The 13,525-nt window shown below is 56.8% G+C and carries 7 protein-coding genes; 3 read left to right on the forward strand and 4 right to left on the reverse strand.

Annotation, left to right across the window (positions count from 1 at the left end):
* Window positions 1-4: 4 nt before the first annotated feature.
* Both ACID345_RS02175 and ACID345_RS02180 read right to left on the reverse strand, forming a co-directional pair.
* The gene (locus ACID345_RS02175) at window positions 5-2,140 is read right to left on the reverse strand and encodes a discoidin domain-containing protein (protein WP_011521234.1); all 2,136 of its coding nucleotides are present in this window, start codon (window positions 2,138-2,140) and stop codon (window positions 5-7) included.
* A 65-nt stretch (window positions 2,141-2,205) separates the two neighbouring features.
* Window positions 2,206-5,796: a carboxypeptidase regulatory-like domain-containing protein gene (locus tag ACID345_RS02180; RefSeq protein ID WP_011521235.1), complete on the reverse strand. Its 3,591-nt coding sequence runs from the start codon at window positions 5,794-5,796 to the stop codon at window positions 2,206-2,208.
* Between the two features lie 173 nt (window positions 5,797-5,969).
* On the opposite strand from ACID345_RS02180, the gene ACID345_RS02185 reads away from it, so the two are divergent.
* The 3 genes from ACID345_RS02185 (at window position 5,970) to ACID345_RS02195 (ending at window position 10,975) form a co-directional block, all read left to right on the forward strand.
* Window positions 5,970-7,322 carry a hypothetical protein gene (locus ACID345_RS02185; RefSeq protein WP_011521236.1) on the forward strand — a complete coding sequence of 451 codons (1,353 nt, stop codon included), beginning with the start codon at window positions 5,970-5,972 and terminating at the stop codon, window positions 7,320-7,322.
* A gap of 1 nt (window position 7,323) precedes the next feature.
* Window positions 7,324-9,459, forward strand: coding sequence for a discoidin domain-containing protein (locus ACID345_RS02190; RefSeq protein ID WP_011521237.1), 2,136 nt, complete (start codon window positions 7,324-7,326; stop codon window positions 9,457-9,459).
* Between the two features lie 124 nt (window positions 9,460-9,583).
* Complete coding sequence (locus ACID345_RS02195) at window positions 9,584-10,975, forward strand: hypothetical protein (RefSeq protein ID WP_011521238.1); 1,392 nt, start codon at window positions 9,584-9,586, stop codon at window positions 10,973-10,975.
* 339 nt (window positions 10,976-11,314) lie between these two features.
* Here ACID345_RS02195 and ACID345_RS02200 read toward each other — a convergent pair whose 3' ends face one another.
* Together ACID345_RS02200 and ACID345_RS02205 are read right to left on the reverse strand one after the other, a co-directional pair.
* Window positions 11,315-12,535 carry a hypothetical protein gene (locus ACID345_RS02200; protein WP_011521239.1) on the reverse strand — a complete coding sequence of 407 codons (1,221 nt, stop codon included), beginning with the start codon at window positions 12,533-12,535 and terminating at the stop codon, window positions 11,315-11,317.
* Window positions 12,532-13,476, reverse strand: a complete 945-nt coding sequence (locus ACID345_RS02205; RefSeq protein ID WP_148209988.1) for a hypothetical protein — start codon at window positions 13,474-13,476, stop codon at window positions 12,532-12,534. The genes ACID345_RS02200 and ACID345_RS02205 overlap by 4 nt, the downstream gene beginning before the upstream one ends.
* Between the last annotated feature and the right edge of the window lie 49 nt (window positions 13,477-13,525).

A 13,525-nucleotide genomic window follows, 5' to 3' on the forward strand; every position in this document is an offset into this window, starting at 1 on the left:
TTGTTTACTGATGTGAAAGCGACCCGCGAATTACAGTCATGGATGCTTTCGGCAATTCATAAACCGTGTCGGCCGATGCGTTAATGCTGGATTTTGCAACCGGCCCATCTGGATCGGGGAAGCCGCCTTCCCTTGTGGGATTCCACTTATATTGCGTGCTGCCGAAGGTCAGCAACTGCACTGGCCCTGCAAATCCAGTCTTGCCCCGCCCAGAATCAGAGAAATCGATCGTCACCTTATGCGCATTCTCCTGATCGCGATTCACAACGAGCAGCGACCATTGGCCATCAGGGCGCTTCACGGCGTAGGCGGTGATTAAGGCGTGCCCGGCGGCGTCCATGAGATCGCCAGTCGCGGCGTAGGTTTCGTGCACTCCGTCACCAGGCTGCACCCATTCGGTGTTGATTAACTGGCTCGAGAAGAACTGCGACGTCGGCTTGTCGACTTCGAAATTGCCCTTCGTCGTGAACATACCAAACGTACCGCCGGACTGATTACACCCCGGGTGCACACCCAGCGGTAAATAATGGAAGTAGTAAAGTCCCTTGCCGCCTGCGGTGAAAAACGAGCCAACATAATCCGCGAGCCAGAGCGCTCCGAAGATGTCTACCGACGACTCGCCACTGTTCCACGTGATGTTCGATTCGGTAACGAACATTGGCACATCGGCAGGCAGACCGTCGTCACGCCAAACCTGCATGATGTGAGTCATGAGCTGCGGCTCGTCGTAAAGGCTGCTCCAATTCACCTTGCACGGTTCGAATGGATAGTGTTCGAACGAGAAGAAGGCGAGCTCTCGCAGACCGCCGCGGGCCCTCAAATAGTTCAGGAACCGGCGCGTCCACGATGTCTGACCTTGCGCATCGGGCCACGACAAAATGTCTTCGTTCTGGCCCGTAAATACCGGCCCGCCAAGTTTCAGCTTCGGATCCACCTTGTGGATTGCCCTCGCCCATTGCAGGTAGAGTTCAGCGTCGTCTTCCGGAAGCGTGTACTGGCCATCCGGCTCTTCGCCGAGTTCCACATAGGAGATCGGGTAGCCGCGCTTCTCGACGTACGCGATTTCAGCAGCGGAATCTTCGGGCGTGCCATAGAGCAACGCGGTTGGAATCATTGCCGGCAAGCCGCGTGTGTATCCGCTGCGATAAAACAGATCCATGCCAACGTGTTCGTGTTGCGTCGATCCCAAGTCCGAAGGCTCGTGCCAAGGGTCAATCGAAGAGCAGTAAGTCGTGGTCTGATCCTGGTCGGGGGTGTGCCGCGCCACATCATGGAAGCCATTCCTGTCGGTCGTCCCGATGAACACCTCGCGGATTGCATAACCAACGCAATTGCGAATATCGGCCGAGCCATGTGTGTCGCAGGTATTCGATGGCTCCGTCATCCAGACGCGCAAGAAACGCACCGGCATCGGCGAATTCGAGAGTTGGTGGGTGACCGTCCCACCCTTGCCGGCGCTTACCACGCCCGCGGGGAACGCGACCCACGATCCTTTGCTCGGTAATTTGATCGCGTCGTCGCCGGTCCAATACTGAATTAGGTATTGCTTGGCGTAAGGCTCTGCCCAGGCGATCCGCAAAGCGTTTATGGATTGTGTCGTTGCAAGATCAATCACGATCCACTGCGGATGTTCGGAATCTTCCTGGCCAGTGAAATGTTTCGTGAGATACGGATTGCTCTTCCAATAGGTGTTGAGATCGCCGTCGGTCATTCTACCGAAGCCGCTCGTGTCGGTTCCATCGTTACGCGTAAAGCCACGATGGGGCAAAACATATCCGTACGAATGCTTAATGATCTCCGGTCCCGGTTCGGCGCTACCGGTGAAGTATCCTTTGCCGCTCGGATCGCTCCACGTGCCCTGCGGATTCCAGTGCCAGGCCTCAACTGCCAACTCGGTGTTCTGCCGATAGGTCACAGGCTGCCAACCGGCATCCAGCACGGCTTTCGACGGAGGCTCGCTGAAGTACTTCGCCGCCGCTGCCGCTCCGATACGATCAATGCCAGCACCGAGAGATTCGTTTGGAACGAACGAATTGGTGGGGTGGCTGATATCTACCCGAATCGTTTGCCCGAGCCCAATGACGCTTGAGCAAATCGCAATCAGGGAGACGAAGAGACACTGCTTCCGAATACATTTCATCCTGGCTCTGCCCCGTATGTGGGCGGAGAGACTATGCCCTCCGCTCGCGATCGCAATGATGAATCTCAGAAAATGAACTTCGCGCCGACCTGCATGATTCGAGGGTCGCGCGCGTTTGTAACCAGTCCGAAGGTGTCGGAGTTGATTTCGCCTGATGGATTTGTGAATTGCGCATGGTTGAAGACGTTGAATGCTTCAAAGCGCAACTGCAGTTGTTTCGACTCCGTGAAGACCACGGTCTTCAACAGCGCCATGTTGAAGTTGTTGATCCCTGGACCGTGGAAATAACGGCGCCGGCAGTTGCCGAACTGGCCGAGTTGTTCGGGACTGAAGAGGGCAGTGTTGAAATACGGCTTGCCGCTGCGCGGGTCTGTGTCTCCCAAAACTGCGCCACTGTAGGAGCAGTTAGGAACATCTACTGGAGCTGCATTTGCGCCGATAAGCGAGTTGTCGTCGTTCTCGGAAAGGCTCACTGGCAGCCCTGTCGCAAACGATGTGATTCCGGAGAGCGCCCAACCGCCAATCAGAGCTCTTTCCCATCGCTTGCTCGCATATTTATCAAATGGCAGCAGCCAGTTGTAGCTGATCACGAAGTTGTGGGTCACATCAAAGTTGCAAAGCGCACGGCTCACCCGCGGATCATAGGGGTACACCGAGTCTTGCAGACCGGATGCGTTGTCCATACATTTCGAGAACGTGTAGGCGGCAAGGAAACTCAACGATGAGCTTTCGTAATTCGCGCTCATCTGCAGCGAGTTGTAGTTTGAGTTGGCGATCGTCGAGACCCACGGATTGGTGTCGAAGAGCGGTCCCAGCGGCCGTACCGAGTTAACAACTTTGCCGGTGCTCGTGACCCATGGCGTCGTGGTGCCGATCGATTCGCCGCCAACCACCGTCACCGTGAATGGCGGCGTTTCGCTAAACGGACCGCACGGTCCCGCGCTGTTCGGGCCTAGATTGGCTGAATCGCTTAGGAATAAGCAAGCCGCCTGGTTAGTCGGATTGGATTCAACCGCTGCGACTAAGCGATGCGCCTGGTTGCCAACATAACTCGCGGTCACGACTGTGTCGGCTCCGATCTGCCGTTGCAATGATAGTTCGTAGTGCTCCGAGTAGGGGAGCTTGTTGTGTGAATTGAACGACCAGTCGTACGACAATGGCTCAACCTGTGCCCACGGAAATGTCGAGTCGGGATTCGACGGCGAGACATTCGTCGGAGGATATGGGAACGGGAAACGTTGTCCCACCGAATCGCCGCTGTAGCGTGCAAGATAAGGCGCTTCCAGAAGCGGTGGATTGGCGCTCCCGTAGTACAAGCCATACGGCGGATCGCCGACTTCGAGGAACTGCGATAAGTCTTCGACGGACGTGTAGTACAGTCCGCCGCCGATGCGAATGCTTGTTCGGCCCGGGCCGCCGAACACTTTGGCCCAGAACCCGGAGGTCGCGCTAGGAGAATATGCGAGACCTAACCGCGGCGAAAAGTTCGCCCATTGCGTCGGCGCCAACGTGCGCGGCACGCCCGGATCGCCGGCCACTACGTAGCCGGGAGGCGCGCCGGGAAACTTGACCGATTGCTTTCCCGGGATGATGGTTTCTGTTTTGTTCTGTGTGTCGTACCACGGCATACTCGCTTCCCAGCGCAGGCCGTAGTTGAAGACCAAGTTCGGCGTTACACGCCAACTGTCTTGTGCGAATAGCGCGTAGTACTTGCTGCGCGAGTCGAGAATCTGCGGGCTTGCCTGCGTCAGACTGTCCGGAGCACCGATCAAGAAGTCGGCGAAATCGATTCCAGTCTCCGATCCGGAGAACCCGTATTGCCCGTTCTCGGCCGCGAGATTTCGTTCGTTGATCTGATCGTAGTGGAACTGACCGCCAAACTTAAGCGAGTGGGTTCCGATCACCTTCGAAAAATTATCCAGCCACTGGAAAGAATTGTTGTACTGACGGGTACTCACCTGCGGCACGCCGATCCCAAAGCTGTTGAACGTGATGTAAGGCACACCTTCCAAACCCGGCGCGATCGGACTAATGCCGCCAGAAGCCGCTCCCCAAGGTGTGACGAAACCAAGATTGGCCAGGCTGAAATTGGAACCAATTCCGCTGGTCGGCGTTGTGAGAGACAGCGTGTTTCGCACATAGCTAAATCGGAATTCGTTCACCGCCGTAGCGCCAAAACTCTTGGTGTCGCCGATATTCACCAGTTGAGCGCGCCCGGACGTGGTCGCGGAGTATGGGAACCCTTGCGCCGGCACGCTGGCGCCCCCACTCGGGAAGGGCGAATCCAGAAGGTAGTCGTCGGCAAAGTAGTAACCAAACAATTGCCCGAAGCGCCAATTCTGGTCAATGCGCACGCCACCCTTATCGTCACGCAACGTCTGTGCATACTGCGATGTCTCGTAATTGAAATTCTGTGTCGAAACGTTCGGCTGCGGAATCAATCCCATCCCGACCATGGCGGTTGCTACAGGTGACCACGCCGCCTTCGGAACATCGGCATTTGGAAAAACGCACTGGGTGGCGTTCGTGCAGCCCGCCGTGTAGTAAGGCTCCTGGTCGTTGACGTTGTAGCCCAGTCTCTGCGAGAGAAGGTTCGCAAAATAAGGCCCATTCACAACGCCGCTAAACGAATCCGCAGAGTCGCTGAAATTGCCGCCGAGATTATCGACGGTCGGCACCTGGGCAGTCACTGTTGGCGCAAGGGTCTGCCGCGTCCCTTGGTAGTCCACAAAGAAGAAGGTGGAGTTCTTCTTAATCGCGCCGCCAATGGTTCCCCCGAACTGATTTTGCCGGAAGACAGGAGTCGGATCGGAGTGCGCTGCAAAATAGTTCTTGGCATCGAGCGAAGTGTTACGCAGAAAATCAAACACCGTACCGTGGAGTGCATTAGTCCCCGACTTGGTCACGACGTTGATCTGCCCACCACTGTAATTGCCGTATTCCGCGTCGTAGTTATTCGTGATGATGCGAAATTCGCTGATCGAATCGAGGTTCGGAATGATCGCAGCACCATTCGTCTTGCCTTCCTCGACATTCGACCCGTTAACCATGAAGCCGTTCGAAGCCTCCCGTTGCCCGTTCACCGACTGGTTGCCTGAATTCAAGCCACCATCCACCGGACGATCGTTCACGCCGGCCATCCCGGTATCACTCGAGTTGTAAGGCGACACGCCCGGCTGTAGCGCGAGCAGGTCTGTGAAGGCGCGGCCATTTAACGGGACCGCGGTCATAGTCTTGCCAGTGATGACCTCCCCCATTTGCGTGCTTTGCGTCTCGACGTGAACCGCTTCGCTGGTAACTTCGACTTTCTCGGAAGCTGCTCCCACAACCAGCGCAGCATCCAGGCGCAGAGCCGAGTTCGCGTTCACGACGAGGTCGGTCGTGCGGTACTGCTTGAATCCGGGCCGGCTGATCTCCACCGTGTAGTTGCCGACCGCTAGACTGGGGAAGTTGTAGAAACCCTTGCTGTCGGTGACGACCGTAGTATGGGTACCCGTTTGGGTATCAGTCGCCGTGACATTCGCACCGGCAACGACTGCACCACTTGAATCGGTGATCACGCCGGAGATACTTCCGGTGATGCTCGCCCAGAGCATGCTTGTCATGAGTAAAAGTGTGGACAAAAGGGATGCAGCGAACCAATTTGCGCGACGCATGACCGGACCTCCGGAATCAGAATTCAGGGCCGTAACTTCATTCCATCAGAATGCGATGTGTCCTATTCTCCAGTGTTGAAACGTTTCAGCACGCAATTGAGGACACATTCTATCTTCGACAAAGTGTTTTGGAGCAGGTATATTTCTCGGTCGTCAGAACGGTGGGACTAAAAATGCGCTTGACGCACTCATTCGTGCTGTTCGCTCTCGCGGGCGCGCTCTCCGGCGCAATGTGTCGTGCCGAATCCCCACGGAAGTGCCGCGTCGAACCGGTCCGCTTTGGAGGCTGGAACGCGCAGCAGGTGTCGAATGACTGGGTCGCGTTGACGATCGTTCCGCAACTCGGCGGCCGCCTCATGCAAGTTGCGTTTCACGGCCACAATTACCTCTTCGTCAATCCAAAGTTGGAAGGCAAATACTTCCCGCCAACTCCCAGCAAATGGTTCAACTATGGAGGCGACAAGATCTGGCCTCTGCCTGAGGGGAGCGGTGACGATCAACACTGGCCCGGCCCGATCGCCGATGTGCTGGACGATGGCGAGTACGCATTTACTGTCCTATCGCGAGGCGAGACTTGCAAAGTTCGCCTCGAAGGCCAATCCGATCCGAAGACTGGCTTGCAATACTCGCGTGACATCAGTCTGCAAAGCGATTCGCCGGGAATTCACTTCGACGCGACCATGAAGAACGCGAGCCAGCGAACGATTCGCTGGTCCATGCAGTCAGTCTCGCAGTACGACCTCGCCTCCGAAGAAAACCCGCTGAAACTCAATCCGAAGTTCTTCGCATTCACCGCTGCGAATCCGAAAACCGCCTACGAAGACGGCTACCGATTGCGGCTCGGGCAGGCAGAAGACACCGCGGTGGGCGTGAAAAACGGCCTCTTCACTTTGCACTACAACTCGTTCCAGCGCGAGATCTGGGTCGATTCAACTGACGGCTGGCTCGCCCTCGTGGATGGATCTTCAAAGTTCGCGATGGTCGAAAAATTCCCGCATGAAAACGAAGAGTACCCCGGCAAAGCAACGGTCATCTTCTACACCAACGGTCCCGCGGTTGAATTCAATGCCGACGGCGTACCGCATCTCACCGCGTCCGATCCCGCGAACATGCCTTTCTACATGGAAGCAGAGGTCAACAGCCCGATGATTTCACTACAACCAGGCGAGACCTACACCCTGCGCACTTCCTGGTTCCCCACTCGGAGCGGCGAAACCCTGCAGTCGGTCGCGCCAGCAGGAGTGGTGAACGAGCCGCTACGTGCCCAGTGGGAATCAAACGGGTTGCGATTAAGCGGACTGTTTGGAGTTTTTCAGTCCGGCGAACTCACAGCCTACTTTTACGACGACAAGGACGGCGAAGCAGGCTTGGCTGGAGTGCAGCGGGTCTCACCTGCAGAGTTGGTCCAACTGCAATCCATCGTGACTCCGCCGCATGGCAGCACGCGAGTCGTGCTCCACGTAATGTCTAACCTCGTCGACCGCGGCGTTCTAGCCGAAACAAGTTTCGAACCTAGAGGAAACTGAAATGATCTCGCGATTTGCTTCCATCTCGTGCGCAATGTTTCTTGCCGCTGCAAGTTTGGGTGCTCAAACGATCGTCGTCGACGCCGATCCCGCACACGTCGTGAATCGCTTCCGGCCGCAATACGCGCTGGGAACCACGGTAGATCGCGTCCCGAGCAACGCAACCGATACTTTCTTTCGCCCCGATCAAGTGCAACAAGTGCTGAGCGCGGGATGGGGCGTCGTCAGTTATCGCCAGAACACTGAGCTCTTCATTCAAGCGTGGCATTGGAACCCTAAGGGCAAGTGGAGCGATCCGAGCGGCAAGGGCTATTTCGTCGGCGACGCCACGCCTACGAGTGAGCCGATTCGCCACTCGTTCGGATACTCGCTCCAGCATCGTGGCTTTACCCGCAACGGGGGCTCCGAGTTCGACGGCTTCTCTCGTCTTGATGATGGCGACATCAAAACTTATTGGAAGAGCAATCCCTACCTTACACAGACGTTCACTGGCGAACCGGATTCCGCGCATGCGCAATGGATCGTGATTGATTTGGAAAAGCCGCAGGACATCAACGCGATCCGCATCGCATGGGCCGAACCGTATGCGCGCGAATACAACGTGCAGTACTGGGAAGGTTCGGGCGACGCGATGGATGAACAGGATAAAGGCACGTGGAAGAACTTTTCATCTGGGGCTGTCGCGAACGGTGAGGGTGGCACTCCGACGATCAAGCTCAGCACCTCAACGGTCCAAGCGCGATACGTGCGTGTGCTGATGACCGGTTCCTCCAATACCTGCGACACCCACGGATCCAGTGACAAGAGAAATTGTGTTGGTTACGCCATTCGCGAGGTCTATCTGGGTACAGTCGATCAGAGCGGCGATTTCCACGACCTGCTCAAACACACTCCGGGACAGCAGCAAACATTGACGTATTGCTCCTCCGTTGATCCCTGGCATGAACCGTCCGACCTGTACGTCGCACCAGACCGGATGGAATCGGGAGATCAGCCCGGCTTCGACTTGTTCTTCACCAGCGGCATCACCCGCGGACTTCCTGCAATCGTACCGATTGCGTTGATCTATGGAACGCCAGAAGATTCCGCGGCCCAAATGGCTTACCTCAAAGCTCGCAAATATCCGATCTCATACATCGAGATGGGTGAAGAGGCCGATGGTCAGTACATGCAGCCCGAGGACAACGCGGCTCTGTACATTCAGTGGGCGACAGCCATTCACAAGGTCGACCCCACATTCAAGCTGGGCGGCCCGTCGTTCCAGGGCGTGACTGAAGACATCAAGGCGTGGGCTGACCCGAAGGGCAGAACCTCGTGGTTCGCGCGTTTCCTTGACTACTTAAAAACCCACGGCCATCTCGACGATTTCGCATTCATGTCGTTCGAACACTATCCCTATGACGGATGCGAAACGCCGTGGGAGAACCTTTATCAGGAACCTGAGCTAATCATGCACGTTATGGATGTCTGGCGAGCGGATGGATTGCCGCCAAATATTCCGCTGCTCGACACCGAAACCAACGATCACGGTGGGGAAGCGGCGGTGGACATCTTCGGCGCGCTTTGGCTCGGCGATTCTTTCGCCGGTTTCCTTACCGCCGGCGGACAATCCACCCACTACTATCACGCACTTTCGTACTCCCCGCCGCATCCGGCGTGTCCGAACAGCTGGGGCACTTATCACATGTTCATGGTCGATAAAAACTATGTGATTCAACGGAAGACCTCGCAATATTTTGGCGCGAAAATGCTGACCCAGGAGTGGGTGCAGCCCGGCGATGCTGAACATCAACTCTTCCGCGCCACGAGCGACATCAAAGACGCCGCAGGACACACGCTGGTGACTGCCTACCCGCTACTTCGCCCGGACGGCAAATGGTCGATTTTGCTGATCAACAAAGATCGCGATCATCCACACGAAGTGCAGATCACATTCCGAAACAGCGGAGCGGGAGGCCTTCGCGGCGCCGTAGAGATGGTCACGTTTGGAAAAGCCCAATACCAGTGGCATCCTGACCGAAAGAATGGTTACGCCGACCCGGACGGGCCGCCCGTCACCAGCAAGTTGACGGCGGGCGAGCAAACTCGCTACACGCTGCCGCCCGCTTCGATCAATGTGCTTCGCGAGGTGCACTGAGTCCGGCAAACCTATTTTTTCCGTCCTCGGGTTGAATCCGTTATCCAATCGCTCAGTTTGGGTAGAAACTACAGGCACCGGATTCTAGCGAACCTAGGGAGGCAGGCGCTCGCCTGATCAAAACATGGAAAACGTGACGAACGCTTCACCCGGCCAGATCGTCATCATCCCTCCTGCGGAGAAGCTGGATGCGCATCGCAAAGCACTCACGCTAAACCTCGATACAACGGCGTTCGGTTCTTTCGCCGAAATTGGTGCCGGACAGGAAGTCGCCCGGTGGTTCCTCATTGTTGGTGGCGCCTCTGGGACGGTCGCAAAAACTATCTCCGCGTACGACAAACAAGTCAGCGACGATCTCTACGGTGCCGGTTCGCGCTATGTCTCCAGGGAACGGCTGGAGGCGATGCTGGAGAACGAGTGGGCCCAGTTGCTTACGCAATTGCAAAGCACCCGGGGCTCGAACACTCGCTTTTTCTCCTTTGTAGACACCGTTTCGGCGCGAAACCACGCCGGCACTAACGACCCCCATGGCTGGGTCGGCCTGCGGTTCCAGTCGGCGCCGGGTGGTCCCTTCAATGACATTCTGCTGCATATCAACATGCGGGACCCTTCCAATGTCCTTCAGCAGGAAGTAATCGGCGTCCTCGGCGTCAATCTTATTTTTGCCGCGTTTTATCAACTCACAGCCCAGGAGTCGTTTTTCGGTGGAGTAACCCAGGACCTTCCCAAGGAACGAGTTGAAATTGACTTCGTCGATTTTCGCGGACCTGCGTTTGAGGGCTGGAACCGACACGAAGTGCAGGTATATCTCGTACACGCGGGATTCGCAGAAGCGGTCTTCTTCTCCTCTAAGGGCACTTGTTCTCCACCCACCGAGGCGTTGTACAAGAAAGCGGTTGTACTGGCGCCGGGTACTTTCGTTCATCTGGATCCCATTCACAGTGAGATTCATCTGCATTTGTTGGCGGCAGGAGTCCAGGAACTCGGCCGGGAATTGGGGCAGTCCAGCGCCGCTCCAATGGGTTTCTTTGCTCTTTCTGCGGCGCCGCTCAGCCCCGAAGGTCCGGCCCCCGACGTTTCCGACTTGCTGCGGCGAATTGATGGGCTGTTAGCTCAAGGCGGCGATGTGCTCCTGTTTCGAGAACGAGAGCTCTACGCCATGACAACCCTCGTGAATCGCTACACCAAGGCGCCGATGCGGTTCGTCGTTGGTCTTTCACTTTCGATTCGAGCCTTTACTGATCCTTACTACCATCTGCAAGGCTCACTTCTTGAAGCCCTCTCGCGTCTGTTTGTACAAAACGTGCGCATTTACGCCTATCCGATGCGGGCGTCCGAATTACAGGAAGCAATCAAAGACTTTGCGCCCGCCGGACTGAAGTGGGATGAAACAGACGGGTGGGTGACGGCCGATCAACTGCGCTTTGCGTCTCCTCTCTGCCACCTTCACGCCTATCTCTTGGCGAGCAATTTCCTCGTTCCTATGAAAGTGGATCCAGAGAGCGCTTCCACATAACGCGTTGAATCAGTTCGCCCGAGTTCCGACGTGGGACCGATATCACGAGCATCCGTGTTCGCGATCACATAAATCGCCTCGCAACCCAAGATATCGTGTCCCACTGGGGCATTCCCAATCGCAACTTGAGCTCTTTGACAGTTCGCAACATTGCTCTGTTCGCGGGGTTGTCCATACTCAGCAACTCATTTGTTTTGAATATTTTGCCTATAACTCTTTTGAATTGAATATTTTGCGAACCATGCAATAGCGAAGTCCCGTGTTTTGAAGATTTTGCGTTTTTTAAAGGGGAGGGGGTACCCACCGTTCAGCGGTATGGACGGGGAGGAAATGCGTTATCTATTTGGAGCTGCTTGATGCGGGGCGGGCGAACGCGTCAGCAGGATCGAACCAGCATTGAGCTAGAAAACTGGGATCGGTCAATGTACCGGCGATCCACTGACGAAGCATAGGGGTCGTGGCTGCTGCCATCCCGCCTTCCGCAGCATCGAAGACGACCACCACACCGTCCACGCCCGTCGCGTTCGCTTGCTTCTTGAATACCGACTCCGCGTAGCTCAACCGTGCCTTCTGTGTGGACTTCCCATTCGGTTGCACCCAGATGATCTTCACGTTCTTGCCACGCAATGGCGCCCAATCACCGGGGAAGGTGGAAGTCTCTTCTTTGGTCAGGCGAAATTCTTCTCCGGCCGTGGATGCAGCGGTTTGCGCGGCTTTCGTTCCGATTTGCTCGACTTGTGCGGAGCGGATCCAGCCGCGATTGAGCCCGGAAATTTGAACGTGCGTCCACTCGCCTTCGGTCTTCAAATATTGAAACTCGTCTTCGGCATCGGCATACATCACAACGCGCGCGGCATCGGTTGGCGTCGCCACGATCGGCGTGTGCGGTGCCTTCACCGCCACGAGATCGCTCGGATGCTGCTGCGCTGCGATGACCTCGTTGAGGCTCTTCTCCTCCTGGACCAAGCGCTGGTAGCGCGGGTTCTGTTCAGGTGGAACCAGCGGTCCAGCAGGCGCTGCATAGGCTCTAAAGCTCGGTGGTGCGCTCGACAACGTGGGTGCTGGCGTCACCGATGGCCCCGCGTCCACCACCATCGGCGCCGTCCCCATTAACTTCGGTGAAACCAGCGGCGTGCGGGAAGCCGCGATGTCCGCCGCGTGCTGCGATAAACGGGCGCGCAGCCGGTCGAACAGGTCAGTCTCGAGTCGTCCATTGGACGGCAGTTCGCGATAGCCCGACTTCGTTGCGTCCTTGTCTTCGTACCAGGCGCTGATCTTCGCGTTGACGCTGACCGTTACCTCGGACTCCGACGCTTGTTGAAGGTTGATCGCATATTGGTACGACGGGCGCTGGAACCCCTTCAAAGGCGCGTCAATCGAGCCTACGAAGCCTTCGACAAAGGGCAACCGGCCGGGCTGATAAGCACTGAGATCTTTCAGCGCCTGCTCGATGTCACCTTTCGGCGCATGAAAGGTCTGGCGCAAGGCCTCGGTTTCCTGCGCGAAGGAAATTGCACAGAGAACGAAAAGCAGCGCGAATTGTGCGAGGGCACGCTTCACGGCAGGTTCTCCACTTCGGCGTGATAGACCCACCCGCGATGTCCATCGGCGGTTTGCACGCCATACCAAAACGGCGTAACGATGAGCACCACGACATCCGTGTACGGCGATAACGATTGCAGACTGGCAGCGCCCTTGTAAGGTGCGGACTTCAGCTGCGTTCCCGACGCCTTCACCCGCAGTTCCGCTTTGCGCCGCAATTGCACGACTCGTTGTTCGAGATCGATGGGTGCAGCCGCCGCAGCCTTGGCGGCTTCCTGGCGCGCGGCGAGGTCGAGTTCGGCTTGCTTTTCATTGCGCTCACGCGCGATCCGCTCGGCCTCCATGCGGTCCGTTTCATGGCGTGCCATTATCTGTTCGACCCGCTGCCGAATCTCGCCGAATTCTGCCGCCTCCACCGATCCATCGGACTCGTGAACGTGTTTCGATGAGTTCTCGATGAATACAGCATCGATGCGGACGTTGGTGTTCTTTTCGTCGAACCTGCTGACCACGTAGCGCACGGTAATAGTGCCCATATCGGCGGTATTCTTGAAGTTGGTTGGCGCGAGCACTCCTTCGGCGATCTTGTAGATCACTGTTCCGGCGGGAGCCGCGTCACCAAACGCCTTCGAAGATTCCGCACGGCGAGCGCCCATCAAGTTCTTTTCGCGCTGATACGACTGCGTGCCGTAAATCACGGTGTCGCCCGAAACCTGCTGCACTGCGTCAATCACATCTTTGAGCGGAGCGTTGACCAGCACCTGGAGCGCATTCGGCGATTCGTGGATATCTTTCCGCGTACCGGCCACCAGATGCGGCGCGGTAAAGCAGGAAAGCACGAACATGGCGAGCACGATGTGCGTAACGCGACGTACGTGGAGCGAACGGTAGACCGGGAGATGAGACAAGGGCATGAGGGCGTCGACTTGCTGCCATTCGTACTCCCGGACGCGAGGCACTGTCAAGCGTCCACAAACGTGCGGCGCGCAAGCGTTCGAAAATGGCGAC

Origin of the sequence: Candidatus Koribacter versatilis Ellin345 (assembly GCF_000014005.1) — a bacterium.
Lineage (GTDB): Bacteria > Acidobacteriota > Terriglobia > Terriglobales > Acidobacteriaceae > Korobacter > Korobacter versatilis_A.